The sequence below is a fragment of the Aurantiacibacter gangjinensis genome, assembly GCF_001886695.1.
GTDB classification, from domain to species: domain Bacteria; phylum Pseudomonadota; class Alphaproteobacteria; order Sphingomonadales; family Sphingomonadaceae; genus Alteraurantiacibacter; species Alteraurantiacibacter gangjinensis.
Genome location: NZ_CP018097.1, coordinates 677,293 through 702,510 on the forward strand (window position 1 = coordinate 677,293; position 25,218 = coordinate 702,510).

A 25,218-nucleotide genomic window follows, 5' to 3' on the forward strand; every position below is an offset into this window, starting at 1 on the left:
ACGGAGGAAAATGCGAAGGGCGGCCCCCACGAAGGGTCGCCCTTTTTGCATTCCGGCTGCCTGACTATCCCTAGTGGACGGTCTCGCCCAGCAGCGCGTCGACTTCGCGTAGCAGCGTGTCGATGTTGAGGGGCTTGGCGAGATAGGAGCTCGCGCCTGCCTTGCGAATCTCTTCTTCGTCACGCTTGCCCGCAAACGCCGTGATGGCGAGAATCGGGATATTGGCCGTATCCGGATTGCGCGTGATTTTGCGGATCAGCTTGCGGCCCGAAACATGCGGCAGATGGATGTCCATGGTGATGAGATCCGGGCCGAAGGTCTCGACCGCATCCAGCACGCGCGCGCCATCGTCCACCAGCATCAGCTCGTAGCCACGCTGCTTGAACACCGCTTCGTAAAACATGCGGTTGAGGACATCGTCCTCGACGATCAGGACCTTCGTGGCCATCCTCCGTAGAATACCCTAGCTACGGATTTGGCCCCTGTTCATGCGGCAAAGCGCCGTTTTCGGGCGGCGAAGCGCATCATTCGTCGCCGTAAATGGCCACCACGCCGTCTTCGCCGTCGGAAATGGCCCCGCGATACATGCCCGGCGTGTTGAAGGAATAGGCCCAGTCGCCATCCGCGCCCAGCACGATGACGCCTCCCGTGCCGCCCAATTCGAGCGTTTCGGCCTGCACGGCATCGGCCGCCTCTTGCGGCGTTTCTCCCAAAAAGCGGATGCGCGCGCAGATCTCGTGCGCCACGCCCTCACGGATGTAATACTCGCCCGCCCCCGTGGCGGAGACCGCACAGGCGCGGTTATCGGCATAGGTGCCAGCCCCGATGATCGGGGAGTCGCCTACGCGGCCATACAGCTTCCCGGTCATCCCGCCGGTGGAGGTGCCCGCGGCGAGGTTGCCCCCGCTATCCAGCGCCACGGCGCCGACCGTGCCGAACTTGTAATCGGGATGGGCCGGATCGCCCATGGCCTGATCGCGGTTCAGCCATCCCTGCAAGGCGTCAAACCGCTCCTGCGTGAAGAACCATTCGGGCGGTGCCTGTTCCAGCTCCTGCTCGATGGAAAATGCGTTCGCGCCTTCTGCCGCCATCATCACATGCGGAGAATCCTCCATCACCGCACGGGCCAGGCTGATCGGATGACGCGTTGCCGTTACACCGGCCACCGCGCCTGCATCGCGCGTGCGGCCATCCATGATCGAGGCATCGAGTTCGTTGCGCCCGGCCGCGGTGAACACCGCGCCGCGCCCGGCGTTGAAATTGGGATCGTCCTCCAGCACGCGGATCGTCGCTTCGACCGCATCGAGCGCGCTGCCGCCTTCTGCAAGGATCGCCGCGCCGGTATCCAGCGCATTGTCCAGCGCCGCGCGGATTTCGGCATCGCGCTCGGGCGTCATGCGGTCACGCTCGATCGTGCCCGCGCCGCCATGGATCACCAGAGTCCATTCATGCGCAGCGGCAGGCGTTGCCATGAATGTCGCGGCGGCCAGCGTGGCAAGGGCTTGCTTCATCATCGGGTTGTCTCCAGCTCGGTCATCTGTTCCAAAGGATATTGCGGTTCTACGGCAATTCTGTCGGGCGTGATCGTGACGAGGTTCCAGCTCGGCTCCGCGCCGCGCAGGCGACGCGATAATGTCCCCGCTCCGATCATGCGCATTGCGTGTCCCTCGCGGCTGCGCGTCAGGTCGAATGGCACGTGGACATGCCCCGACATCACTGCGTTCGCCCCGGCCCTTGCCAGCGCTGCAAATGCCATGTCGCCGCGGATGGTGGGGTTTTTCCGGTCGTCAGTCGCGGGCAGAAGGGGATGGTGGCAGGCGACGATCTTCATCCTCGGATCGTCCGCCAATTCGCCCAGCCGTTCCAGCGTCGCATCGAGCTTGCGCTGCTTGATCACCCCGTCCGACCACGGCCAGCGCCACTGTGCGGTGACATTGGTATCGAGCGGCACGATCACCGCATGGCGCAAGGAAATCTCGCGGCCTACCGCGTCTTCGAGAGAGCCGAAGCGCTTGTACGGGTCGCGAAACCGCTCGAGCAAATTGCCATAGGGCATGTCGTGATTGCCCGGCATCACCATAACCGGCGCATCGAAAGCGGCAAACCATTTACGCGCGGCATCCCATTGCCCGTGGAAAGCGCGCTGCGTGATGTCGCCCGTGCAGATAACGGCATCGGGCTGCAATTCCTCCACCGAAGCAGCGAAGGCATCCATCGCGGCAGGATTCTCCACGCCGAAATGCACATCGCTGACATGCATGATCCGGTCGGGAGCCGCCTGCGCGCCCGCCTCGCTCATCCCATGCGCCCTGTCGCGATGGCCCAGGCCGATCCGATGTTCAGAAGCGTGTAGCCCGCATAGATCCACAACCAGTGCGTCGCGCCCGACGCGGCGGCGTAAAGCGCGCCGGCCAGCAGCACGAATTCCAGCGCGCGCAGCATCCAAAGGATGGGCGGCGGCATATTGGTGATGAGCGCATTGGAACTTTCCAGCGCCGCGCGCTGGCACGCGAAATTGCCCATGCCGAGGATGAAGGTGATGACCAGAGCCATGCACAAGGGTCTGCCCGATAGGACGCGCGGACGCAATCGGTCGTTGGTGGAGCGGTATCGGCGCTTCGTCCGCTGCTTTGCCTCCTCGTCGAGCGTCGAGGCGCGCCAATCGACCTGTTGCAGCGCCGGCGCAAGGACGCGCCTACATACGTAATCGCACCGCAGCCGTTCCAGTCCCACCGGCTGCGGTGTAACCGCTCTCACTGGGACAGGGACGATTGGGATAAGATTTCAGGAACAAGGATTTATCCGATGAAAGCTTATTCGTTCGCAAGTGCCGCACTTCTCTCGGCGAGCCTCGCCTCCGCCCCTTCAGCCATGGCACAGAGCGCAGAAACGCAGACGGTCGCCGTCTCCTATGCCGACCTCGATCTCAGCACGGAAGAAGGCGTGCAGCGCTTCGACCAGCGGATCGATCGCGCCGCACGAGAGGTTTGCCGCTACGACGAGCCGGTGACCGGGTCGCGCATTCGCAGCGCCGAGGCCCATGAATGCTACACGGAGGCCCGCAGCCGAATTGCCCGCCAGCAGGCCCGGCTGGTAGAACGCGCGCGGGCTCGCACGATCGCGCTGAACCGCTGACAGGTCTGCCACCCACTTTACGTAATGAGGGAAAAGGCGTCGCACCATGCGGCGCCTTTTCGTCGTCTCGGGCAAGCCGTCACCGTCCGGCCATCGCCTTCACTTTTTTCAGGTAAGTGCGCCCGATCCGCAGCGCTTCGCCGTCGGCGAGTTCCGCGCACCACACGCCCAGCCCCTCATGCTTGAGGCCCGCAATCACGTCGCGGCGAAGGATGGTGGAGCGGTGGATGCGGATGAACTTTTCCGGATCGAGCTTTTCTTCCAGCCCGGCAATGGTCTGCAGCAGGAGGTAACTGGTCTCGCCGACATGCAGGCGGACATAATCGCGCTCGGCATCGATGCGGTGGACCTCTGCAACATCCACGCGCAGCAATTCACTGCGGTGCGGCACCCAGAATTCGCTCAGCCATCTGTCGTCCGCGCCGCCATCCGCCTGCCTACTCTCGCGGCGGGCCAGCGCCCGTTCGATGGCGCGTTCCAGGCGATCACCGGCAACGGGTTTGAGCACGTAATCGATGGCTTCCAGATCGAAAGCCTCGACGGCGAAATTCTCATGCGCGGTGACGAAGATCACGGCGGGCGGCGGATCGAGCTTCCCGGCCTCGGCAGCCACTTGCAGCCCGTCCTTACCCGGCATGGTCATGTCGAGCAGCAATAGGTCCGGCCCTAGCTTCTCCGCCAGCCGCAGTGCCGAATCGCCCTCGCTCGCTGTGCCGACCACGGTCAGCTGCGGGATTTCGGCGCACAATACCTGCATCCGCTCGATAGCGAGCGGTTCATCATCGACGATAAGCGTGCGCAGCGTTTGTGCATCGGAATCGGTCATGCCTTTGCCCTTTCCGGCAGCAATTGCATCGGCAAACGCAGATGGGTGGCATATCCATCGGGCACATGGCCCGACACGACTGTCGCTTCATTGCCGAAGCGCGCCTCCAGCCGCTCGCGCACATTGGCAAGGCCGATGCCGTAGCCGGGGCGGATGTCGTCGCGATCCGGCTCGCTTTTGCCATTGTCGGACACTGTAACGACCAGCCGGCCATACTCTTCGCGCGCCGACAGGGTGATGGTCACCGGCTCGGTGGAAGGCGCGACACCGTGCTTGACCGAATTCTCGATCAGCGGTTGCAGGATCATGCCCGGGATCATCGCGTTGCACAGCTCTTGCGGCACATCGTACCTGGCCACCAACCGCTTGGGAAAGCGGACCGCCTCGATATCGAGATAAAGCTTTTGCACCGCGATCTCCTCGCACAGCGGCACGTCCTGGGTGGGATCGTCCGCCAAAGACCGGCGGTAGAAGGTGCTGATCATGTGAATCATCTTTTCCGCTTCCTCGGGCTTGCGCGTCAGCACGAGGGCGGAAAGGGAATTCAAGGTGTTGAACAGGAAATGCGGATTCACCTGGTACCGTAGCGAGCGCAGCTCCGCCGCCTTGGCCGCGCTGCGAAACTGCTGCTCGCGCCGCTCGGCCGTGCGCGCTTTCTCGCCGGTGAGCATGGCAAGGTAGAGTGCGCACCAGGCCAACATCATGAAATAACGGCTGAAGGCGATTTCGATAATCTGGTTGCGATTGGAAAGCTCGACCATCTGGGCGATATCTTCCATCACATCGCCATCGACCGCGCCGTTCAGACGGTTGGCTGCCTCGATGGTCTGCTCTTCCTGCCGCTCGGTGAGTTCTGCCTGCATTTCGGCAAAGACGATGCGGTTCGCCTGCATGCTAAGCAGCGCCGCTGGCAGGGCAAAGATCAGCGCGGCGGCGATCTTGCCCCAGAGCGGCTGCGTATCGAACGGCCGCAACGCCAGCCACAGGCCGAGCGTGATGACGACGCCGAGACAGCTTGCGATTACGCGGCGCTCGAACAACTCCCACGCCATATCCATGTCGAGCAGGTATGCCCGCAGCGTCATCAGCACGAGATACGTCGCCCACAGGCCGATGGCCGAGAGCAGCACCGTCTTGAACGGCACGCGCGCGGGCGCCTCGGTAATTTGGGGCTTGTCCATCACCGCCGTTTAGCGATGCGGAGTGCGCCAAGGCCAGAGCGCAAGGCGGTTTCTGTCGAAACCTCTATGCCGCTGGTCGATGATCGCCGTCATTTTGCCCCCAGCAGACCTTCCTCGCGGATTTTCTCGCGCCAGTGCAGCGGGGCGAGCGTGTGGACGTTGTTGCCATCGGAATCGACCGCCACCGTCACCGGCATGTCTTTGACGGTAAACTCGTAGATCGCTTCCATCCCGAGGTCTTCGAATGCGATGATTTTGCTGCCCTTGATCGCGCGGCTGACCAGATAGGCCGCCCCGCCCGTCGCCATGAGGTATGCGACCTTGAACCGGCTTATGACTTCTACCGCATCATGCCCCCGCTCCGCCTTGCCGATCATGGCGAGCAGGCCGAGATCCAGCATCATTTCGGTGAACACGTCCATCCGCGTGGCGGTGGTGGGGCCTGCCGGGCCGACGACTTCGCCCATCACCGGATCGACCGGGCCGACATAGTAGATGGCGCGCCCCTTGAAGCTGCAGGGCAGCTCTTCGCCGCGGTCCAGCATGTCCTTGATGCGCTTGTGTGCCGCGTCGCGCCCGGTCAGCATCGCGCCGCTCAGCAGCAGGCGGTCGCCATGCTTCCAGCTGGCCACTTCCTCGGGCGTGAGATTGTCGAGATCGACGCGCTTCGCCTCCGCATCGGGCTCCCACTGCACATCGGGCCAAGCGTCCAGATCGGGCTGCGGAATATAGGCAGGCCCGCTACCGTCCAGCGTCACATGCGCATGGCGCGTGGCGGCGCAATTCGGGATCATGGCGACAGGCTTGCCCGCGGCATGGCACGGCCAGTCAAGGATTTTCACATCGAGCACGGTGGAAAGCCCGCCCAGCCCCTGTGCGCCGACGCCCGTGGCGTTCACCGCATCGAAAATGTCGATCCGCAGCTGCTCGATATCGCTCTGCGCCCCGCGTGCCTTCAGCTGGCCCATGTCGATCGGGTCCATCAGCGATTGCTTGGCGAGCTTCATACAATGCTCTGCCGTGCCGCCGATACCGATGCCCAGCATTCCGGGCGGGCACCAGCCCGCGCCCATGCTGGGAATTTGCTCCAGCACCCAGTCGACGATATTGTCGCTGGGGTTCATCATCTTGAACTTGGACTTGTTCTCGCTGCCCCCACCTTTGGCCGCTACATCGACGCCGACCGTGTTGCCGGGCACCATGTCCACGCTCAGCACGCAGGGCGTGTTGTCGCGCGTGTTGCGGCGGGTGAAGGCCGGGTCTGCCAGGATGGAGGCGCGCAGCTTGTTGTCGGCGTGGTTATAGGCGCGGCGCACGCCTTCATCGACCACATCCTGCAAACTGCGCTGCGAATCCAGACGGCAGTTCTGGCCCCATTTCAGGAAGACATTGACGATGCCCGTATCCTGACAGATCGGGCGATGCCCTTCGGCGCACATCCGGCTGTTGGTAAGGATCTGCGCGATCGCATCCTTGGCGGCCGGGCCCTGCTCCGCCTTGTAGGCTTCCCCCAGCGCCTGGATGTAATCCATCGGGTGGTAGTAGGAGATATATTGCAGCGCATCCGCAATCGTCTCGATCAGGTCGTCTTCGCGGATGGTGATCATGTCGCTCATCGAATTTGCACTCCGGTTGGTCGGGATGCCCATAGTCTTGGACAATGCGATGGGTCAAAGCCCTTGGCGTGACGCATTGCGCGGCTTAAGGACGCCGCACATCTGAAACGCCATAGAGATTGCCGCCGTGACCACTGCCCAACCCCTCGAGGCCGCCGAAGCCGCCAACACCGCGCCAAACGCTGCGCGCCGCGCCATGATCGACAGCCAGCTGCGCACCAGCGGCGTCAACACGCCTTTCGTGCTGAAGCGCATGGGCGAAGTGGCGCGCGAAGATTTCGTGCCCGCTGCCAGCCGGGGCACCGCTTATATGGATCGCGCCATCCGGCTGGAGAATGGTGGCGCGCTGCCTGCACCGGTCGTCCAGGGCAAGATGCTGGAAGAGGCAAATCCCAAGGGCACGGAAAAGGCCATCGTGGTCGATGGCGGCTCCGGCTATCTTGCCGAATTGCTGCGCCCGCTGGTGGCTGAGCTTACCGTCATCTCCGCCGATGAGGCAGTGGGCAAGGGCACCAAGGGCAAGGGTGCGGACCTGCTGGTGATCGACGGTGCGGTGGAAGCCGTGCCTGCGGGCCTCGCCAAGTGGCTGGCCGACAATGCCCGCATCGTCACCGGCATTGTCGACAATGGCGTCACCCGCGTGGCCGTCGGTCGCAAGAGCGGCAAGGATGTGTCGCTGATCCCCGTTTACGACACGGGCATTCCGCGCCTTGCCCAGTTCGACGTTCCGAAGGGCTGGAGCTTCTGACCATGGCTGCCCGCGCTGTCCTCCCGGCTTTGCTGGCCAGCGCGTGCCTGCTCTCCACCCCTGCCAGCGCCGACACGCTGAAAGAGGCGCTGACGCGCGCTTATCAAGACAATCCCTCGCTGGAAGCAGCGCGGGCGCAACAGCGCGCCTTGGACGAGACCGTACCCATCCAGCGGTCCTTCGGACTGCCTTCGGTTGATCTCAGCGTCACCCATGTCGAACTGCTGCAGCAGAGCACGCCGGCGATCGTATCGCCCTCGCGGCGGCTGAGCGGGTCGGCCAATCTCGGCGTGCCGATCTATCAGGGCGGCGCCGTGCGCAACGGCATCCGCGCAGCCGAAGAGCGAGTGGAAGCGGGACGAGCCGATCTGCGCGGCACCGAAAGCGCGCTCTTTTCCGCCGTGGTCGCCGCCTATATGGATGTGATCCTGAACGAGGCGCTGGTCGGCCTGGCGGCCAATAACATCGAAGTCCTCGGGACCAATCTCGAAGCGACGAGCGACCGGTTCCAGATCGGCGATCTGACCCGCACCGATGTCGCGCAGTCGCAAAGCCGTCTCGCCATTGCAGAGGGCGACCTCTTTTCCGCCCGGGCGAACCTGATCGCGGCGCGCGAGAATTACGTCGCGCTGGTCGGTGTCCCGCCGGACGACCTGCAACCGCCGCCGCCGCTACCGGCGCTGCCCGCTTCACCGGACGAAGCGGTGGATGTTGCGCTGGCCAACAATCCGGACCTGATCGCCGCTATCGAACGCGCGCAGGCGGCAGGCTACGACATCGAAGTGGCGGGCGCGGGCCGCCTTCCAACGCTCAGCGTTTTCACCCGCTCCGACTACACCAATTTCCTCGGCACACTGACGCCCGAGAACAATGTCGGCACCGATATCACCGCAGGTGTTACGCTGAGCGTCCCAATCTTTCAGGGAGGCCGCGTTGCCGCGCAGCAGCGCCAGGCCGGCGCGCAGGCCCGCGCTGCGCTTGAACAGGCCATCGCCGTCGAGCGCGATGTCATTGCCAGCGTGCGCGCCGCCTATTCCAGCTGGCGTGCCTCCCGCGCGATCATTGAATCGAGCCAGCTTGCGGTCGAAGCCGCCGCGCTCAGCCTTGAAGGCGTGCGGGCAGAAAACACCGTTGGCAATCGCACCGTGCTCGACATTCTCGATGCCCAGCAGGAATTGCTGCGCGCACAGGTGCAATTGGTGACGGCCCGCCGCAATGCCTATGTCGCGGGCTTCAACCTGCTGGCCGAAATGGGCCGCGCCGAAGCGCGTGATCTGGGCCTTGGCGATGACGGCGTGCTCTACGATCCGGTCGCCAATTACGACCGTGTGCGCGGCATCATCTGGGATTGGCAGCGCGATCCGCTGCCCGTCGCCACCAGTTCCAGCACCGTTGACATCCCAGCAGCCGATGGCGAGATTGGCCCGAGCGATTCACTTTCGGAATTTGGGGACGACTAAGTGCGACAGGAAGGCGAACCGTCGGTCGACGAGATCCTCGATTCGATCAAGCGCGTGATGGAGCGGGACCGCGCCGCTGCGCAGGCGACCAAATCACGTTCCGCCGATGAAAGCGCAGAAAATCTGCCAGAGCCTGCTGACGAGGAAGAAGCCGAGGATATTCTCGATCTCGGCGTGATCGGTTCCGCCGTGTCGGAGGATGCGCCAGCAGATCCGCTCATCACCCAATCGAGCGAAGTGCCCGAGGATGACGGACTGACGACGGACCGCGCTGCCGATGCCATGCGCCAGTCGCTGGCCGCGCTCGCCATGCTGTCCGAACCGCCTGCCAAGCCGCAGATCGTGCGGCAGGGAGAAACTTCGCTGGAAGGGCTGGCGCGCGAAATGATGCGCCCGATGCTGGCGCAATGGCTCGATGCCAACCTCCCCGATATCGTGGAGCGGCTGGTCAAGGCCGAGATCGCCCGCATCGCAGGCAAGAAAAACTGACCAGACCTGCCGACATCGCGAAAGCCAGCCGCGCGCTGGAAAAGCTGGGCGGCGAAAACACGCAGCGCCACATCTTCATCTGTGCCCTGTCGGAAAAGCAGAAATGCTGCCGCAAGGAGGAAGGCGAGCGCGCGTGGAAATACCTCAAGCGGCGGCTGAAGGAGCTGCGCCTCGTTTGCGGAGGCGGGGTGCAGCGCACCAAGGCCGATTGCCTGCAATTATGCGCCGCCGGGCCTGTGGCGGTCGTGTGGCCGGACAATGTCTGGTATCATTCTTGTAATGAGCAGGTGCTGGAGCGGATCATCCAGGAACACCTGATCGGCGGCGTGCCGGTGGAAGACTTCCGCCTTCAATCCTCGCCCGATTGATCGCGCCAGCCGATGCGGCGGCGATCATGCACCGGCTTTTTCGGATCGAGATCGTCCAGCGAATTGTCGACCGAAGCGTCATGCCCGGTGCCGGCAGACAGGAAAACCAGACCCATCAGCGCGCTCATCAGCAGCATGGAAAAGCCCAGCCCCAGCGCCGTCGCGATGAAGAAATGGGCCGAAACCTCCTCGGCCTGCTTGTAGATGATGGCCATGGCAATGATGACCACGCCCAACGTGATCCCCATCATGAAGCGCATCAACCGGCGAAACCGCGCCCATGCGAAGGCAGCGTTTTCCGGATCGTCGAGAGGGGATTTGCGAGCCATGGCAAGGCCATGCCGAAGGCGCACGCGCTATGCAAGGCGGGCCAAGGTCCGCCCAGACTTGGCGAAATGGGCAGTCTCATGGCATGATCAGCGCGCAGCAGGGCCACAGGAGGAGCAGCCATGTCCATTCGTCGTATCGTCGAAAGTGCCGATCACGAGGTGGTGACATGCGCGCCATCGGACAGCGTGCAAACCGCGGCTGGCCTGCTCGCCGACAAGCGCATCGGTGCCCTGCCGGTCCTCGATAACGGTGCGATTGCAGGCATCTTCTCCGAACGCGACCTTCTCTATTGCGTCGCCAAGGAAGGCGCGGATGTGCTGACGCGGGCTGTGGGCGAAGTGATGACCTCGCCTGCCATCACGATCGAAGCCGATGCCGACGCGCTGAAGGCGCTCTCGCTCATGACCCGCCGCCGTATCCGCCACCTCCCCGTCGTCGAGAACGGCAAGATGGCAGGCTTCGTTTCCATCGGCGATCTCGTGAAATACCGCATGGAAATGATCGAAGCGGAAGCGCAGCAGATGCGTGACTACATCACGACTGCTTGAGCCTGCGGGTGATGCCTCCTACATCGCATCCATGACCAGCTCTCTTACCCTCACCGAAGCGGCAGCGACGCGCGTCGGGCTTATCGCCCGGAAACAGGGCAAGCCTGCCGTCCTGCGCCTGTCCGTGGAGGGCGGGGGATGCTCCGGCTTCCAGTACAAGTTCGATCTCGACGAAGGGCCCGAGGGCGAGGACAGCGTGAGCGAAACAGATGGCGTGCGGCTGGTGGTCGATCCCGTCAGCCTCGAACTGGTGGCGGGCAGCGTGGTCGATTACGTCGAATCGCTGGGCGGCGCGGCCTTTCGCGTGACCAATCCCAACGCGGCCGCCGGATGCGGCTGCGGCTCCAGCTTCGGCATCTGAGCGCGCGGGTGCGGATCGCCACATTCAACATCAATGGCATCAAGGCGCGCCTGCCGCGCCTGAAGGAATGGCTGGAAGAAACGCGCCCTGCCGTCGCCTGCCTGCAGGAAATCAAGAGCCCGGACGAGAACTTCCCGGCCTCGGAATTCGAGGATATCGGCTATCACGCCATCTGGCACGGCCAGAAGAGCTTCAACGGTGTCGCCATCCTCGCCGATGGCGAAAAGCCGGTGGAATCAAAGCGCGGCCTAGGCATAGACGGCCCGAAGGACGATGAGGGCGAGCAGGCGCGCTATCTCGAAGCCGATGTGAACGGCGTGCGCATCTGCAATCTGTACCTGCCTAACGGCAACCCGCAGCCGGGGCCGAAATTCGACTACAAGCTGGAATGGATGAAGCTGCTGCGCGAGCGCATGCAGCACCTGCTGACGCGCGAGGAGCCGACCGTCGTGCTCGGCGATTTCAACGTCATTCCCGAAGACAAGGATGTCTGGTCCGTGCGCGCCATGGCGAATGACGCGCTGATGCAGCCCGAATCGCGCGATGCGTATTTCCGCCTGCTGCACGATGGCTGGACCGATGCGATCGACACGCTCAACCCGCGCGGCGGCGTGTGGACCTATTGGGACTACCAGGCGGGCGCCTGGCAGCGCGACCATGGCTTTCGCATCGACCATATCCTGCTCTCACCGCACGCTGCCGATCGCATGACAGCGACGGGTGTCGACAAGGCGTATCGCGGACGGGAAAAGAGCAGCGATCACACGCCTGTGTGGGTCGAGTTGAAGGACTGATCGCCAGCGTCGGCGTTGGTAGGATCGATCGTTTGTCTTTCGCGCCCGCATCCGCAGGCGGGTGGGCCGCTGGCCCGTCTGCGACTCCCTCGCTAGACGCACTCCGCTTCGCTGCGTGCCCGCTGCGGTCGCCCGTTCAGGCTCGGTCGATCGCTGATCGCGATCGAGATATGCGCGAAATTGTCGAACTGGCAAAGGTATCGGCGCCAAAGGCGACGACAGCGCGCGAAAGCGTAGCTGACCGTGGGTCAATTGCGCGCCGCCCGGTAGGGCGGAAGCCTAAGGGGCCGGATGGCCCCGCCGGCGCCTGAGGCTACCTATAAAAAATATGATTATCGATCGTCGCGCGCGCGGTCATGCGGCGGGCCCAGCTGGGGCGGACATAGGTTGCATGGAAATACAGCGCGTCGTCGGCAGGGCTGTCCCACAGCTCGCGGTGCGCGATGCGGGCGATGGCCTTGGCGCGGGTCCATGCGGCAGTGCCGCGATTCGGCGCGGGGATGCGACCGCCACGCACGAAGCTGAACTGCGAACGCTGGGTCACGACCGAACAGTAATCGTCCGGGAAACGGCGATCTTCGGCGCGGTTGATGACGACGGTGGCAACGGCCAGCTGGCCATCGAGCGGCTCACCGCGCGATTCGAAATAGACGGCCTGTGCCAGGCACATCATTTCGCGGCTCATCTCGCCGCTGGTATCGATGGTGGCGACCAGTTCGCGCAGCGATGCAGCGTCACTGGTATCGGCCTCTTCCTCGACCGGTTCTTCCGGCAGGTCCTGCGCCACTTCGCTGGCGACAAAGCGGACCTCGGAGGCATTCGGGATCTCTTCGGAGCCCGTAGCAATCTCGTTCTCGACCGTTTCGAGCAGCACCTGCTCCGCCTGGTCCTGGGCGACTGCTCCGCTACCGGCCATGCCGTAGGTTGCAGTGATGGTTGCAGCCAGGGCGATGGCCCCGACACGCTTCGAAATGAGCTTCATTGTTCCCGTTGCTCACGGCGGTGAGAGACACAAAGCAGGTCTGCGGACGCGGTTTCATCTTTACCGTCTATCCCCGCGATCCGTCCCAAACGGACCTGCCGGTCGTCCCCCCGTCTGCGCGCCAAACCTATCGCCGGAACGCGATATCGATTGACCTACGCTGTTGGAAAGATGGGCGCCAAATACGCAACTTTATTTCAAAGTCAAGTTTTGGCCACAATCTCGCCAAGGAAGCGTTCCCCATCCGCAATATCGAGCTCCACGATCCAGAGATCGTCGTCCTGCCGGCTGCGCCTTTGATACCATTCGGAAAATTCGCGCGGATTTTCAGCGCCCTGCTCCTTGGAGAGCATCCATTTCCGGCTGCCGTCGAGCTGCGGCATGCGCTCGTAAGCGCGCGCCGAAGTGGCGGAAGCGCAACACACGGCCATGATTGTTCCGGCAGTCCGTTCACCTTTTGCGATGACCGTCGCGAAGCCGCCTGCATTTTCCACCGCGCGGATCAGGCCGGTCACTTCGAGATGGGTAGGGATGCGGTCATCCATGGCAAATGCGCCTCAACGCGATTCGCCGTTATCGGGCTGGCGGTATCCCTCAAGGCCCGACAGCGCGATGTGGGAGCGCATGAACGTGCCTGTGCCGCGGCCGATTTCCTCACCTTCGGCATCGGTCAGGTGCGCGTCGGCGATGTAGACGCGACGTTTGCCGCTGATCCAGCGCCCCTCGGCCACCACGCGCCCTTCGCGCAGTGGCTTGGTGAAATGGAGGTTGAATCCGGTGGTCAGCAGGAAGCGATCCGACACCAGCGAGTTCGCCGCATAGAACGCCGCATCGTCCAGCATCTTGAAATAGAGCGTGCCGTGCGTCGCGCCCGCCGCGTGGTAGAACCTCTCGCTGGCGGTGAAGGTAATGCGCGCATGGCCGGGTGCGAGAATGTCGAGCCGCGAATCGAAAAGCTGGTTGACCGGCGCGCTGGCGTAGAGATGCTCCAGCGCGCGGAAATGCGCCGACTGCCCGTCTTGCGGGGCGTTCTCTGCGTCAGGCGGCGTCACGATCCGTCGCATTGGTAAGCACACCATAAAGCGCTTCCGCATCCGGCGCATCATTCAGCGCATTGTGCACGCTGTCATCGCGCACAAGTCGCGAAACGGCCGCAAGCGCATGCAAATGAGTCGCGCCGCTATTGGCAGGGGAAAGCAGGCCGATTACCAGATCGACAGGCAGGCCGTCGGCCGCGGCAAAATCCACCGGCTTTTCCAGCTTTAGCAGGGCCGCGATGGGGCGCTGCAGGCCAGGCATGCGCGCATGCGGGATAGCGACGCCGCGCCCGAAGCCGGTGCTGCCCAGATTCTCGCGCTCCTGCAGGTATTCCAGCACCAATGCCGCATCGAGCGACCACGCTGCCGCGAAAACGGCGCTCAGCTTTTCAAGAATATCGCCCTTGTTATCAGCTCGCACGATGCCAACCGACTCAGGCTTCATCAGGAATGTGGAATGCATTGCGTAAACCAGGTCTCGTAATCGTCCTCGCTCGCGCAGCGGCACTTCTCCCGCACAGCGCGAAGCGGTGATATGTTTGCGGTGTCCCTCCCGGGGAGCAGGTCGGCGACTGCGGCTGCGCAATCAAGCTGCGCCGCGCCCGGCCTTCAGGACGGTTCGACCCACCCGATCGAGCCATCCGGGCGGCGATACACCATATTATGGCGTCCGGTTCCAGCATTTTTGAAGAACAGCGCGCTGGTGTGGCGCAAATCGAGGAGCATGACGGCGTCCGAGACGCTGACTTCAGGCACGTCGATGCGCGTTTCGGCGATGACCGGCGGCGAGTCGGCCACGACTTCCTCGTCCGTGTCCGAATCTTCGCCGGCAAAAATCGTGTAGGCAGCTTCTTCCTCGCGAACGGCATGCGATGCCTGCTCATGATGATCCTTCAGGCGACGTTTATAGCGGCGCAGCTGTTTCTCGATCTTGTCGGCCGCCTGGTCGAAGGCGACATGCGCATCCTGCGCCTGCCCGTGGCTCTTGAGAATAAGACCATGATTCACATGGAGAACGATGTCGGCGGACAGCGCCTGGTGCGGGGCCTTGCCGAATGTGACGGTGGAGGAAAGCGCGCGGCTGAAATGCTTGTCGACAATGGTCTCGAGCCGGTCGGAGGCATGCTCCTGCAAGGCGGTTCCGGTATCGACCTGATGTCCCGACACGCGAATATCCATAAACACCGTCTCCTATTCTGGTTCTCCCGGTCCCCCAATGTGGGACGCAATTCTCAAGAGGTCCAGAGCGGAGTGTCGAGCGTTTCCAGAAATGCCTTGTGCCGCGCGAGTTCGGCTTCGCTTGCCGCGTGGGGGCGGGGATGGCGATATTCGCCGATGCGCGGGGCAAAGCGGGTGGCCTGCGCCGCGCTGTCGTCGGTATTGTCGACCGCCAGCTGCAGGCCGATTTGCCGTCCGCCGGTCAGCTCGACATAGACCTGTGCCAGCAGTTCCGCATCGAGCAGCGCGCCGTGCAGCGTGCGCTGGCTGCGATCGACGCCGTAACGGGTGCACAGCGCGTCGAGCGAATGCTTGGCACCGGGATGGCGGCGGCGGGCCAGCACCAGCGTATCGACCATCCGGTCCGTGCTGACCGGCTCCCGCCCGCAGGCGGCGAGCTCGAAATTCAGGAAGCCGAAATCGAACTGCGCGTTATGTGCGACCAGCGGATCGTCGGCGATGAAATCCAGCAGCGCGGCGGCCTTCTCGGCAAAGCGCGGCTTGTCGGAGAGGAAGCCGATGGAAAGACCGTGGACCTTTTCCGCTTCCATCGGCATGTCGCGATCCGGATTGAAATATTCGTGGAAGGTCCGGCCCGTCGCCACGCGGTTGACCATCTCGATGCAGCCGATCTCGACCATGCGGTCGCCGGTGTTGGGATCGAGGCCGGTCGTCTCGGTATCGAAGATAATCTCGCGCATGCGCTATATATCGTCCTCGCCTGCCGCGTCGCGCAAGGGTCCGCAAAGTTTGTCCACCAGAGCCTGCACAGCGGCGCGCGTGTCCTCGAGCGGCATGCCGGTGTCGATCACGTAGTCGGCGCGGGCGCGCTTGGCGGCGTCGGGCAGTTGCAGGCTCAGGATATGCGCGAACTTTTCCTCGGTCATGCCGGGCCGCGCCATCACGCGCTCCCGCTGCACGCTTTCGGGCGCGGAAACGACGACGATCCGGTCGACATATTCGGTACCGCCTTTTTCGAACAGTAGCGGGATGTCGAACACGACGAGCGGCGCATCGGCATGCCCGGTAAGGAATGCCTGCCGCGCCTGTGCGACGGCCGGGTGCACGATCAGTTCCAGCCGCGCCAATGCATCACGGTCGGCGAAGACGATCTCGCCCAGCATGTCGCGCTTAACGCCGTTCTCATCGGTCGCACCGGGAAACGCGGCCTCGATAGCCGGCACGAGCTCGCCGCCTGGCCCCTGCATTCGGCGCACTTCGGCATCGGCATCGAAGACCGGCACGCCGCAATCGCGAAACATTTGCGCGATGGTGCTCTTGCCCATGGCGATCGAGCCAGTGAGGCCGAGGACCAGCGGACCGGGCAGGCCGGTCACGACAGGATCTGGCGCAAGGCCTTGTCGCCATCCTCGCGCGGCGGAGCGACGCCGAAGAACTTCTCGAAGGCTACTGCCGCCTGTCCGATCAGCATGGAAAGGCCATCCACGGTGTCGAAGCCTCGCTCGCGCGCTTTGATCAGGAAGGCCGTTTCAGCAGGGTGGGTGACAATATCGTAGATCACGCTGCCGGGCGGGATATGCGAGAAATCGATTTCCAGCGGCGGCTGGCCATGCATGCCGAGCGGTGTCGTATTGACCACGAGGTCGAAACAGCCTTCGCGGTCGTCGAAAGCAAAATCCGTCGGCTGCGCAAAGTGGGCGAGCGGGGCGACATGGTGGCCGTCCGCCGCGCCGAAATCGGCCAGCATGGCCCGCGCCTTGGCAACGCTACGTCCGGCCAACACCAGCGTCATCTTCTGCTCCAGCAGCGACGCGACTATCGCCCGCGCTGCCCCGCCGGTGCCAAAAATCCGGGCCATACGGAACAGGTGGGTGGCGGAGAGTCGCTCGCGCAGCGGTTCGAGAAAGCCCGCAGCATCGGTATTGTAGCCGACGAGGCTGCCATCATCCTCGCGCACCACCGTGTTCACCGCACCTATGCGCTGCGCAACCGGATCGAGGCGGGAAAGGTGCGGGATGATCGCCTGCTTGTGCGGCATGGTGACATTGCAGCCCAGCCAGCTGTGATCCTCCGCCCGCTCGGCGAGGTAATCTGCCAGATCATCGCTGGTCACCAGGCAGGAATCGTAGCGCGCATCGCGGCCCAGCTTCGACAGCCAGTAATTGTGGATCGCGGGCGATTTCGATTGCACAATCGGATCGCCGATGACCTCTGCGTAGGGGCGGGAGCCGGTCACGACGGTAGTTCGCCGTGATCGCGCAAGGCGCCAAGAACGGGAAGCAGCGGCATGCCGAGGACGGTGAACTGGTCGCCCTCGATCCGTTCGAAAAGCTGCACGCCCATCGCTTCGATGCGGAAGACGCCGACACATCCGGCAACGGCGGGCCACTCGGCATCGAGATAGGCAGTGATGAAGTCCTCCGACAGCTCGCGCGTGAACAGCATCGCCACCGCTGGATGGCGCCACACGATCTCGCCGCCGCGCGCCAGAGCGGCAGCCGAATGCAGCTGCATCGCCTTGCCGGAGAAGAAGCGCAGATGTTCCGCGGCCTCTTCACGGTTTTCCGGCTTGTCGAAACGTCGGTTCTCCACGACGACGAGGGAGTCGCTGCCAAGCACCAGCCGCTCGTCGGCCGGTATCGCCAGCGCCTTGGCCTCGGCCAATGCAAGCGCAACCTGGTCGGGCCGCGCGCCTTCCATCCCAGCCTCGATGGCGCGCTCGTCGACATTTGCCGCCTGCGCCTCGAATGCCACGCCAGCCGCTTCCAGCATGGCGCGGCGCGATGCGGATTTGGAGGCCAGCACGATCATATCGGTTTCGGCCCCGAGGCCTGCGTTGTCTCGCGGCTTTCGCGCTCCTGATAGAGCTTGAGGATGGCTGCTGCCGTTTCCTCGATGGAGCGGCGCGTTACATCGATCACCGGCCAGCCATTATCCGCAAACATGCGCCGCGCGAACGCCACTTCCTTGGCCACCCGCTCCTCGTCGACATAGGCGGTGGAGGTCGTCTCGTTCAGCGACAGCAAGCGGTTGCGGCGAATCTGGATCAGCCGCGCGGGCGCTGTCGTGAGGCCCACCACCATCGGATGCTTCAGCTTGAAGAGCGATGGCGGCGGCGGACTTTCCACCACCAGCGGAATATTGCCGACTTTCAGCCCGCGATTGGCAAGGTAGATGCTGGTCGGCGTTTTCGATGTGCGCGACACGCCCGCGAGGATAATGTCGCATTCCTCCCAGTTCTCCCATCCGATGCCATCATCATGCGCGATGGTGAACTGGATCGCATCGACCCGCGCGAAATAGGCAGCATCCATGCGGTTCTTGCCGCCGGGCCGGCCATGCGCTTCCTGCCCCAGCTGCTGCTCCAGCGCTTCCACGATCGGGTCCATCGCCGCAACATGCGGCAGGCCTTCCGCACGGCAGAATGTCTCCAGCCGCTCGCGCGCGGCCTCGTTCGACAGAGTATAGAGAACAAGGCCGGGGCTGCTCTTGAGATCGTCCATGATCCGTTCCAGATGCTGGACGGATCGGACCATCGGCCAGAAATGGCGTTGCACGTCGCCATCCTGGAACTGCGCGAGCGCCGCCTTGGCCAGCATTTCCAGCGTTTCACCGGTGGAATCGGAGAGGAGATGGAGGTGCAGTTTCGCCATGTGGATATGTGGAGGCATAAACCACGGGAGCGATTGGCGGACAAGCTGTCTATAGAATTGCCCCCGGCTGCGAACCGGAATCGTGAGCCGGGATGTGCGCAGCTCGGCAGGATCATCGACAGGCTGTGAACAATGGGGAGAAATTGCGCTTGCCAACGCAGGCTTCGGGATTCGCATGGCGTGCGCCATCTGTTCAAGCGGGTGCTTTTCCGGCAAAGGCGCGCAATCCCCGCAACCCACAGGGCCAACAGACTCCTAAATCCTATTAAATATATATATTTTTATTGATCGGACTCTTTCATGCCTGGCGTTCTTCTCGACAATCTGGCCGGTCGGCGGACCGAAAAACGGCCTGTCTGGCTCATGCGTCAGGCCGGGCGATATCTGCCGGAATACCGGGCCTTGCGGGCGGAGAAAGGCGGCTTTCTGGAGCTAGTTTACGATAGCGAGGCGGCGGCAGAGATCACCTGCCAGCCGATCGACCGCTTCGGCTTCGATGGAGCCATCCTGTTTTCCGACATCCTGATCGTGCCGCATGCGCTGGGGCAAAAGCTCTGGTTCGAGGCGGGCGAGGGTCCGCGCATGGCCCCGCCGCTGGTGGATGGTGCGCTGGAAGGGCTGGAAAGGGCCTTTGAGCGCTTCGAGCCGATCTACCGGACCGTGGCCCTCGTGCGGGAGCGTATCGGCCCTGAGGTGACGATGCTGGGCTTTGCGGGGTCTCCATGGACGGTCGCGACCTACATGGTCGCAGGGCAGGGCTCGAAAGATCAGGGTGCGGCGCGGGCGTTGGCCTGGCGCGATCCTGCAGCCTTCGCCACGCTGATAGGAGCGATCGAGAGCGCGACGGTGGAATATCTCATCGGCCAAATCGATGCTGGCGCCGAAGCGATACAGCTGTTCGACAGCTGGGCAGGATCGCTCAGCCCGTCACAATTCGAGACATGGGTCATCGCGCCCAACGCCCGCATCACGGCGGCGATCCACGAAGCGCGGCCCGGCATTCCTGTGATAGGCTTTCCCAAGGGCGCGGGCGCCAAGCTGCCGGCCTACGCCCGGGAAACCGGCGTCGATGCCCTGGGTATCGATGAAACGCAGGAGCCGGACTGGATCCATGCGCAGTTGCCTGCCGACCTGCCGGTGCAGGGCAATCTCGATCCCATGCTGCTGAAAGCGGGTGGCGACGCGCTGGACGACGGTGTGGCGCGCATTCTTGCGAGTTTTGCCGACCGTCCCCATATCTTCAATCTCGGCCATGGGATCGACAAGGATACGCCGATCCCGCATGTCGAGCGCCTGCTGCGCGCGCTGCGCGGATAATTTCGCGGATGACGGCGCGCCACTCGCCCCCTAGATACGCGCGATGCAGGAATTTCTCGCCATGACCTATCTCTGGATCAAGGCCGGCCACGTCATCTTCATGGTGTTCTGGCTGGCGGGGCTGTTCATGCTGCCGCGGCAGATGATCTACATGTTCCCGGCCGCCGCCGGATCGGACGAGGAGGCGCAATGGGCGAAGCGCAGCGGATTGCTGCGCAAGATCATCCTTACGCCCAGCCTGATCGTGACATGGGTGCTGGGCCTGCTGCTTGCCTGGCAGCTGGGCCTGTTCACGGGCGGTGCCGGTCTCGGCTGGCTCCACGCCAAGATTGCGTTTGTTCTCCTGCTCACCGGCTTCCACGGCTTCCTGGTCGCCAAGTCCAAGGCGATGGCTCGCGGCGAGCGCCCGCTGAGCGAGAAGCAATTACGCCTGTGGGGCGAGGCGCCGGGCATTTTGCTGGCAATCATCGTCGTGCTGGTGATCGTCAAACCGTTCTGATTTTCGGCCCGGTAAATTGTGTCAGCGCAGCTTTGTGAATTGACCCGACCCGCCGCCCGGCATATCTGACAGACCATTCCGGCTTTCAAGGTCGCAGCTTTTTCCGCGACCGGGCCCGCTTTCTCCAAGCCCTCAACGCCCGCCGGCTTCCCAAGTTACTGAAAGACCTACGAAAATGCATTTGAAAGAATTGAAACAGCGGACGCCGGCAGAGCTCGTCGCGATGGCTGAGGAATATGGCGTGGAAGGCGCCAGCACCATGCGCCGGCAGGACCTGATGTTCGCCATCCTCAAAGAGGTCGCCGAAGACGGCGAGGAAATCCTCGGCATCGGCACGATCGAAGTGCTGCAGGATGGCTTCGGCTTCCTGCGCTCTCCCGAAGCGAACTACCTCGCCGGGCCGGACGATATCTACGTCTCGCCGAACCAGGTGCGCAAGATGGGCTTGCGCACCGGCGACACGGTGGAAGGTGAAATCCGTGCACCGAAGGATGGCGAGCGTTACTTCGCGCTGACCAAGCTGAAAGAGGTCAATTACGAAGACCCCGATGCGGTGCGCCACCGCACCAATTTCGACAATCTCACCCCGCTCTATCCGGATGAGCGCCTGCATCTCGACACCAAGGACCCGATCGTCAAGGACAAGTCGGCGCGCGTGATCGACCTCATCAGCCCGCAGGGTAAGGGTCAGCGGTCGCTGATCGTCGCCCCGCCACGCACTGGTAAGACGGTGCTGTTGCAGAACATCGCCAAGGCGATCACCGACAACCACCCCGAGGTCTTCCTGCTGGTGCTGCTGGTGGACGAGCGGCCCGAAGAAGTCACCGACATGCAGCGCAGCGTGAACGGCGAGGTGATTTCCTCGACCTTCGACGAACCTGCCTCGCGCCACGTGCAAGTGGCCGAAATGGTTATCGAAAAGGCCAAGCGGCTGGTCGAGCACAAGAAGGATGTGGTGATCTTGCTCGATTCCATCACGCGCCTTGGCCGTGCCTACAACACGGTCGTGCCATCATCCGGCAAAGTTTTGACCGGCGGTGTCGATGCGAACGCCCTGCAGCGCCCGAAACGTTTCTTCGGTGCGGCGCGCAATATCGAGGAAGGCGGCTCGCTCTCCATCATCGCCACGGCGCTGATCGACACCGGCAGCCGCATGGACGAAGTGATCTTCGAAGAGTTCAAGGGTACCGGCAACAGCGAAATCGTGCTCGACCGCAAGGTCTCCGACAAGCGGATCTTCCCGGCTCTGGATGTCGGCAAGTCCGGCACGCGCAAAGAAGAGCTGCTGGTCGACCAGGCGACGCTCAGCAAGATGTATGTGCTGCGCCGCATCCTGATGCAGATGGGCACCGTCGACGCGATGGAATTCCTCCTCGACAAGATGAAGGATTCCAAGACCAACGAAGATTTCTTCGAGACGATGAACCAGTAAATGAAAGGGCCGTCCCTCAACCAAGGGGCGGCCCTTTCCTGTTAGTTCACGCGGTTTTTGTTGAACCGCAACGTATTAGGTGTACCGTTAGCGGAGGTACACAGGTGTGGAAGCCGTCGTGCCCTTCACGAGATTGATCGCGCGGTCGCAGTCGCTTTCGTTGTAGTACGATTCGCCCGATGCGATGATCTCGTGATTGGCGGCTTTGAGCCGCCAGCGCCATTGAAGCGCCGATTTGTATTTTTCTAAGTACATTTCCTACCTCCTTTCTAGCTCCGATCATGGAGCCATGCTCTTTTTAGATGACAGTATGTTGTGGGTGCAATTGGCCATCGCACCCAAAATGTTGTGATCGCTTACCACGCTTGTCAGAATTGTTGGACTTCTGCGGCAAGATACACTTAGTACTGAGCAGGACTATGCGTATTGATTCTGTGGGTTCTCGCCGGGCTGCAAAAATTTGCGGTTTCAGGACTGTGGCAATGCTCGATTATCTTGAGCGTTCTGGGGTGTTTGTCCGTCGGGCGCCGGGTGAAAAGAGGCGCGGAAAAGGGCGTCGCTATGGCTTTCGAGATCTTCTCGTTCTTAAAGTGATGTCACACCTTCTGTCGAACGGTGCATCGGTACAAACGCTGAAGAAATCGCTACTTGAGTTTCAAAACGAGAAATGGGCAACAGACCGAGCTAGTCTTTCACATGGGGATGACAAAATCCGCTACCTTACCGTCTCGGCCGGGAATCTGTATTTCTCAGATTCAAGCAAAAACTTGTATGATATGACAAAAGGCGGGCAGATGGTGTTCAGCTTCGTCATCGACCTAGATCATCTACACTCAGAGCTTTGCGAGGCTCTCGACCAGAGAGAGTTTTCGTTCGCGGCCTCTTGAAGGGTACTTGGCGAGCTATCGAGAACGACGCCTATACCCCTTTAGCTCAAATGCTCGGCAAAAAACTCTGCCGTACGCCTGTCCGCCAGCTGAGCCGCCTCGTCATCCCGCCGCTTGCCGAACTCCGTGGCAAAGCCGTGGTCGAGCCCTTCATAGTCGTGCAGCGTCACCTTGGGATGGTCGTCCAGCCCGTCATGCATGGCCTGTTGCGTGTCCTTGTCGACGAAGCCGTCTTCGGTCGGGATGTGCAGCATCAGCGGGTTGGCGATGGCGTGTTTCTCGCGCAGCAGATTGTCGACGCCCACGGCGTAATAGCCGACCGTCGCATCCACATCGGTGCGTGAAGCCGTCATATAGGCGAGGCGGCCGCCAAGGCAGTAGCCGACCGCGCCGACTTTGCCGCTCGTCGTCAGGTCGCGTGCATATTTGATCGTCACCTCGATATCGCGCACGCCCTGATCCTGATCGAATTTCTCGAATAATTGCAAAGCCTTCTGGAACTCCGGCTCGATATCCGGGTCGAGCTCGATCCCGGGCTCGAGCGGCCAGAACAGGTCCGGCGCGATGGCGAGATAGCCATCTTCCGCCAGCTTGTCGCATTTGCGGCGGATACCGGCATTCACGCCGAAGATTTCCTGGATAACGACAATCGCCGATTTCGGTTCACCTTCGGGCCGCGCAATATAAGCGGAAAAGCTGTTCGTGCCGTCGAGGGTGGAAATCGTCACTGTCTCACTCATATAGAACTCTCCGAGAATTACATGCCGGGTTTGCTAAGCAATACGCGTGCGAAAGGGAAAGGTGTCCGCCATGAAGGTCAATATCGAAATCGATTGCACGCCGGAGGAGGCGCGCAGCTTTATGGGTCTGCCCGATGTGGAGCAGGCGAACGCGATTTACGTCGATACGATTGCGAAGGCGATGCAGGGTGTGTCCAACACCGAGCAGCTCGAGCAATATGCCCGGCAGTTGGCGCCGATGGGGCAGATGGGCCTGAAAATGTTCCAGAGCTTTGTCGAAGGGGCGGCTGCAAGAAGCGGCGGCACCGATACTACCACAGAGCGCGGCAAGAAGAACGACTAACCCGTTATATGGAAACGATTTTCGCACTATCCAGCGGGCCTCCGCCGGCGGGGATCGGTATTATCCGCGTCACGGGTCCGCAGGTGCGGGAGGCGCTACAGTCGATCGTGGGCTTCGTACCGAAACCGCGCGTCGCGACCCGGGCAACTTTCCGCAATGTTTCACGTGAAACACTCGATGATGGACTGGTAATCTACTTCGCCGCCCCGCGATCCGTCACGGGCGAAGACTTGGCTGAATTTCATTGCCATGGGGGCCGTGCCGTGATTGCTGCGATGGAGACGGCGCTTGGCGAGATCGACGGTTGCCGCCGCGCCGAACCGGGCGAGTTTACGCGTCGCGCCTTTGCCAATGGACGCATCGACCTTGCAGAGGCAGAGGGGCTGGGCGACCTTCTCTCCGCGGAGACGGAATTGCAGCGCCGTAGCGCAATGGCGGTGGCGGGCGGTGCCTTGTCGCGCCAGGTGGAGCAGTGGCGTGAACGCGTCTTGCAACTCTCCGCGCAGATCGAGGCCGTGCTCGATTTCGACGACGAAGACGACGTCTCGCAATTGCCGCCGGAGTTCACGGCCAAGCTTGCTCAGCTTGCTTCGGATATCGACGATGCGCTCGAGGCCCCTAATGCGGAGATGCTGCGAGAAGGCTTCCGTGTCGCGCTCGCCGGGCCACCCAATGCGGGCAAATCGACGCTCTTCAATGCGCTCGTAGAGGACGAGGCGGCGATCACGGCCGAGATCGCCGGCACCACGCGCGATGTGCTGACACGTTCCGTGTCGCTGGCGGGCGTGCCCTTTACTTTTGTCGATATGGCCGGTCTGCGTGCCGACAGCGATGATGCGATCGAGATGATCGGTATCGGCAGGGCGCAGGGTGAAATCGCCAACGCGGATCTGGTGCTGTGGTTGGGGAGCGAAGGCGAGGGGCCGCCGGACGCGTGGGAGATCGAGGCGCAGATTGATCGCCCGCACCATGTCGGCAAAGAAAACGCGGATTATGCCATCTCGGCAATCAGCGGCGAAGGTATGAATGACCTTCGCTCAGCGCTTGTCGAGAAGGCGAACGTCGTCATGCCGAAACCGGGCCAGTCCGCGCTCAATACCCGTCAACGGCAGAGATTGACCGAAGCTAGCCATGCTTTGCATGCCGCCGCGAGACTGGACGATCCTCTATTGGTAGGCGAAAACTTGCGCCTCGCCCGCGCAGCATTCGATAGCCTGCTGGGTCGCACATCGACCGAAGATGTGCTCGATACGCTATTCGGACGGTTCTGCATCGGAAAATAGGCTGTTCCAC

Annotated in this window: 34 protein-coding genes; 14 read left to right on the forward strand and 20 right to left on the reverse strand. The window is 62.6% G+C overall.

Annotated elements, in window-relative coordinates; all coding sequences use genetic code 11:
- Positions 1 to 70: 70 nt before the first annotated feature.
- From BMF35_RS03270 to BMF35_RS03285, 4 genes are all read right to left on the reverse strand, one after another.
- Positions 71 to 448, reverse strand: a complete 378-nt coding sequence (locus BMF35_RS03270) for a response regulator (RefSeq protein WP_047006899.1) — start codon at positions 446 to 448, stop codon at positions 71 to 73.
- 76 nt (positions 449 to 524) lie between these two features.
- Positions 525 to 1,511 (reverse strand): isoaspartyl peptidase/L-asparaginase family protein, encoded by a 987-nt coding sequence (locus tag BMF35_RS03275; RefSeq protein ID WP_206539561.1) that lies wholly within the window; start codon positions 1,509 to 1,511, stop codon positions 525 to 527.
- Positions 1,511 to 2,299, reverse strand: coding sequence for a metallophosphoesterase family protein (locus BMF35_RS03280; protein WP_047006900.1), 789 nt, complete (start codon positions 2,297 to 2,299; stop codon positions 1,511 to 1,513). Before BMF35_RS03280 ends, BMF35_RS03275 begins: the two co-directional genes overlap by 1 nt.
- Positions 2,296 to 2,553, reverse strand: a complete 258-nt coding sequence (locus tag BMF35_RS03285; protein ID WP_047006901.1) for a hypothetical protein — start codon at positions 2,551 to 2,553, stop codon at positions 2,296 to 2,298. Before BMF35_RS03285 ends, BMF35_RS03280 begins: the two co-directional genes overlap by 4 nt.
- Positions 2,554 to 2,805: 252 nt before the next feature.
- On the opposite strand from BMF35_RS03285, the gene BMF35_RS03290 reads away from it, so the two are divergent.
- A complete protein-coding gene (locus tag BMF35_RS03290) occupies positions 2,806 to 3,135 on the forward strand; it encodes a UrcA family protein (protein WP_047006902.1) in 330 nt (109 codons plus the stop codon).
- A gap of 79 nt (positions 3,136 to 3,214) precedes the next feature.
- Here the strand turns inward: BMF35_RS03290 and BMF35_RS03295 are convergent, their stop codons facing one another.
- From BMF35_RS03295 to BMF35_RS03305, 3 genes are all read right to left on the reverse strand, one after another.
- The gene (locus tag BMF35_RS03295) at positions 3,215 to 3,961 is read right to left on the reverse strand and encodes a LytR/AlgR family response regulator transcription factor (RefSeq protein WP_047006903.1); all 747 of its coding nucleotides are present in this window, start codon (positions 3,959 to 3,961) and stop codon (positions 3,215 to 3,217) included.
- Positions 3,958 to 5,142 carry a sensor histidine kinase gene (locus BMF35_RS03300; RefSeq protein ID WP_047006904.1) on the reverse strand — a complete coding sequence of 395 codons (1,185 nt, stop codon included), beginning with the start codon at positions 5,140 to 5,142 and terminating at the stop codon, positions 3,958 to 3,960. Before BMF35_RS03300 ends, BMF35_RS03295 begins: the two co-directional genes overlap by 4 nt.
- An 89-nt stretch (positions 5,143 to 5,231) precedes the next feature.
- Positions 5,232 to 6,749, reverse strand: coding sequence for a fumarate hydratase (locus BMF35_RS03305; protein WP_156172182.1), 1,518 nt, complete (start codon positions 6,747 to 6,749; stop codon positions 5,232 to 5,234).
- 136 nt (positions 6,750 to 6,885) lie between these two features.
- Between BMF35_RS03305 and BMF35_RS03310 the strand changes: the two genes are divergently transcribed.
- Genes BMF35_RS03310 through BMF35_RS03325 form a run of 4 tightly spaced genes read left to right on the forward strand, consistent with a single transcriptional unit; the run spans position 6,886 to position 9,823 of the window.
- Positions 6,886 to 7,506, forward strand: coding sequence for a protein-L-isoaspartate O-methyltransferase family protein (locus BMF35_RS03310; RefSeq protein WP_236781552.1), 621 nt, complete (start codon positions 6,886 to 6,888; stop codon positions 7,504 to 7,506).
- A gap of 2 nt (positions 7,507 to 7,508) precedes the next feature.
- The gene (locus BMF35_RS03315) at positions 7,509 to 8,966 is read left to right on the forward strand and encodes a TolC family outer membrane protein (protein WP_047006906.1); all 1,458 of its coding nucleotides are present in this window, start codon (positions 7,509 to 7,511) and stop codon (positions 8,964 to 8,966) included.
- Positions 8,967 to 9,455 (forward strand): DUF2497 domain-containing protein, encoded by a 489-nt coding sequence (locus tag BMF35_RS03320; protein WP_047006907.1) that lies wholly within the window; start codon positions 8,967 to 8,969, stop codon positions 9,453 to 9,455. It begins immediately after the preceding gene.
- Positions 9,452 to 9,823 carry a (2Fe-2S) ferredoxin domain-containing protein gene (locus BMF35_RS03325; RefSeq protein WP_047007564.1) on the forward strand — a complete coding sequence of 124 codons (372 nt, stop codon included), beginning with the start codon at positions 9,452 to 9,454 and terminating at the stop codon, positions 9,821 to 9,823. The genes BMF35_RS03320 and BMF35_RS03325 overlap by 4 nt, the downstream gene beginning before the upstream one ends.
- Here BMF35_RS03325 and BMF35_RS03330 read toward each other — a convergent pair.
- Entirely contained in the window at positions 9,805 to 10,152 is a 348-nt protein-coding gene (locus tag BMF35_RS03330) for a hypothetical protein (protein ID WP_047006908.1), read from the reverse strand. The two genes, BMF35_RS03325 and BMF35_RS03330, sit on opposite strands and share 19 nt — an antisense overlap.
- A 120-nt stretch (positions 10,153 to 10,272) precedes the next feature.
- Between BMF35_RS03330 and BMF35_RS03335 the strand changes: the two genes are divergently transcribed.
- The 3 genes from BMF35_RS03335 to xth are packed head-to-tail and all read left to right on the forward strand — an operon-like array spanning position 10,273 to position 11,856.
- The gene (locus tag BMF35_RS03335; RefSeq protein ID WP_047006909.1) at positions 10,273 to 10,701 is read left to right on the forward strand and encodes a CBS domain-containing protein; all 429 of its coding nucleotides are present in this window, start codon (positions 10,273 to 10,275) and stop codon (positions 10,699 to 10,701) included.
- A gap of 31 nt (positions 10,702 to 10,732) precedes the next feature.
- Positions 10,733 to 11,062 carry an iron-sulfur cluster insertion protein ErpA gene (gene erpA / locus BMF35_RS03340; protein WP_047006910.1) on the forward strand — a complete coding sequence of 110 codons (330 nt, stop codon included), beginning with the start codon at positions 10,733 to 10,735 and terminating at the stop codon, positions 11,060 to 11,062.
- An 8-nt stretch (positions 11,063 to 11,070) separates the two neighbouring features.
- Positions 11,071 to 11,856, forward strand: a complete 786-nt coding sequence (gene xth, locus BMF35_RS03345; RefSeq protein ID WP_047007565.1) for an exodeoxyribonuclease III — start codon at positions 11,071 to 11,073, stop codon at positions 11,854 to 11,856.
- Between the two features lie 313 nt (positions 11,857 to 12,169).
- On the opposite strand, the gene BMF35_RS03350 is transcribed toward xth, so the two are convergent.
- From BMF35_RS03350 to BMF35_RS03395, 10 genes are all read right to left on the reverse strand, one after another.
- Positions 12,170 to 12,838, reverse strand: a complete 669-nt coding sequence (locus BMF35_RS03350; protein WP_047006911.1) for a cell wall hydrolase — start codon at positions 12,836 to 12,838, stop codon at positions 12,170 to 12,172.
- A gap of 203 nt (positions 12,839 to 13,041) precedes the next feature.
- Positions 13,042 to 13,383, reverse strand: a complete 342-nt coding sequence (locus BMF35_RS03355) for a DUF1491 family protein (protein WP_047006912.1) — start codon at positions 13,381 to 13,383, stop codon at positions 13,042 to 13,044.
- A gap of 12 nt (positions 13,384 to 13,395) precedes the next feature.
- Positions 13,396 to 13,917, reverse strand: a complete 522-nt coding sequence (locus tag BMF35_RS03360) for a PaaI family thioesterase (protein WP_047006913.1) — start codon at positions 13,915 to 13,917, stop codon at positions 13,396 to 13,398.
- On the reverse strand, positions 13,877 to 14,338 hold the full coding sequence (locus BMF35_RS03365) for a PTS sugar transporter subunit IIA (protein ID WP_047006914.1): 462 nt from the start codon (positions 14,336 to 14,338) through the stop codon (positions 13,877 to 13,879). Before BMF35_RS03365 ends, BMF35_RS03360 begins: the two co-directional genes overlap by 41 nt.
- Positions 14,339 to 14,484: 146 nt before the next feature.
- Entirely contained in the window at positions 14,485 to 15,054 is a 570-nt protein-coding gene (gene hpf, locus BMF35_RS03370) for a ribosome hibernation-promoting factor, HPF/YfiA family (RefSeq protein ID WP_047006915.1), read from the reverse strand.
- 53 nt (positions 15,055 to 15,107) lie between these two features.
- Entirely contained in the window at positions 15,108 to 15,794 is a 687-nt protein-coding gene (dnaQ, locus tag BMF35_RS03375) for a DNA polymerase III subunit epsilon (protein ID WP_047006916.1), read from the reverse strand.
- A 3-nt stretch (positions 15,795 to 15,797) separates the two neighbouring features.
- Positions 15,798 to 16,421 carry a dephospho-CoA kinase gene (gene coaE, locus BMF35_RS03380; RefSeq protein ID WP_156172183.1) on the reverse strand — a complete coding sequence of 208 codons (624 nt, stop codon included), beginning with the start codon at positions 16,419 to 16,421 and terminating at the stop codon, positions 15,798 to 15,800.
- Between the two features lie 5 nt (positions 16,422 to 16,426).
- Complete coding sequence (gene aroE, locus BMF35_RS03385) at positions 16,427 to 17,290, reverse strand: shikimate dehydrogenase (RefSeq protein ID WP_047006917.1); 864 nt, start codon at positions 17,288 to 17,290, stop codon at positions 16,427 to 16,429.
- Positions 17,287 to 17,865, reverse strand: a complete 579-nt coding sequence (locus tag BMF35_RS03390) for a Maf family protein (RefSeq protein ID WP_047006918.1) — start codon at positions 17,863 to 17,865, stop codon at positions 17,287 to 17,289. The genes aroE and BMF35_RS03390 overlap by 4 nt, the downstream gene beginning before the upstream one ends.
- A complete protein-coding gene (locus tag BMF35_RS03395) occupies positions 17,862 to 18,707 on the reverse strand; it encodes a pyruvate, water dikinase regulatory protein (protein WP_047006919.1) in 846 nt (281 codons plus the stop codon). The genes BMF35_RS03390 and BMF35_RS03395 overlap by 4 nt, the downstream gene beginning before the upstream one ends.
- 300 nt (positions 18,708 to 19,007) lie before the next feature.
- On the opposite strand from BMF35_RS03395, the gene hemE reads away from it, so the two are divergent.
- From hemE to rho, 3 genes are all read left to right on the forward strand, one after another.
- Positions 19,008 to 20,024, forward strand: coding sequence for a uroporphyrinogen decarboxylase (hemE, locus tag BMF35_RS03400; protein WP_047006920.1), 1,017 nt, complete (start codon positions 19,008 to 19,010; stop codon positions 20,022 to 20,024).
- Positions 20,025 to 20,067: 43 nt separating this feature from the next.
- Positions 20,068 to 20,523, forward strand: coding sequence for a CopD family protein (locus BMF35_RS03405; RefSeq protein ID WP_047006921.1), 456 nt, complete (start codon positions 20,068 to 20,070; stop codon positions 20,521 to 20,523).
- Positions 20,524 to 20,698: 175 nt separating this feature from the next.
- Positions 20,699 to 21,955, forward strand: coding sequence for a transcription termination factor Rho (rho, locus tag BMF35_RS03410; RefSeq protein ID WP_047006922.1), 1,257 nt, complete (start codon positions 20,699 to 20,701; stop codon positions 21,953 to 21,955).
- 87 nt (positions 21,956 to 22,042) lie between these two features.
- Here rho and BMF35_RS03415 read toward each other — a convergent pair whose 3' ends face one another.
- The gene (locus BMF35_RS03415) at positions 22,043 to 22,210 is read right to left on the reverse strand and encodes a YegP family protein (protein ID WP_064971412.1); all 168 of its coding nucleotides are present in this window, start codon (positions 22,208 to 22,210) and stop codon (positions 22,043 to 22,045) included.
- 164 nt (positions 22,211 to 22,374) lie between these two features.
- On the opposite strand from BMF35_RS03415, the gene BMF35_RS03420 reads away from it, so the two are divergent.
- Positions 22,375 to 22,842: a helix-turn-helix domain-containing protein gene (locus BMF35_RS03420; RefSeq protein WP_257786337.1), complete on the forward strand. Its 468-nt coding sequence runs from the start codon at positions 22,375 to 22,377 to the stop codon at positions 22,840 to 22,842.
- Positions 22,843 to 22,883: 41 nt separating this feature from the next.
- On the opposite strand, the gene BMF35_RS03425 is transcribed toward BMF35_RS03420, so the two are convergent.
- Positions 22,884 to 23,582 (reverse strand): dienelactone hydrolase family protein, encoded by a 699-nt coding sequence (locus tag BMF35_RS03425; protein WP_047006924.1) that lies wholly within the window; start codon positions 23,580 to 23,582, stop codon positions 22,884 to 22,886.
- A 70-nt stretch (positions 23,583 to 23,652) separates the two neighbouring features.
- On the opposite strand from BMF35_RS03425, the gene BMF35_RS03430 reads away from it, so the two are divergent.
- Together BMF35_RS03430 and mnmE are read left to right on the forward strand one after the other, a co-directional pair.
- On the forward strand, positions 23,653 to 23,925 hold the full coding sequence (locus tag BMF35_RS03430; protein WP_047006925.1) for a DUF6489 family protein: 273 nt from the start codon (positions 23,653 to 23,655) through the stop codon (positions 23,923 to 23,925).
- An 8-nt stretch (positions 23,926 to 23,933) separates the two neighbouring features.
- Positions 23,934 to 25,208, forward strand: coding sequence for a tRNA uridine-5-carboxymethylaminomethyl(34) synthesis GTPase MnmE (gene mnmE, locus BMF35_RS03435; protein ID WP_047006926.1), 1,275 nt, complete (start codon positions 23,934 to 23,936; stop codon positions 25,206 to 25,208).
- Positions 25,209 to 25,218: the final 10 nt, after the last annotated feature.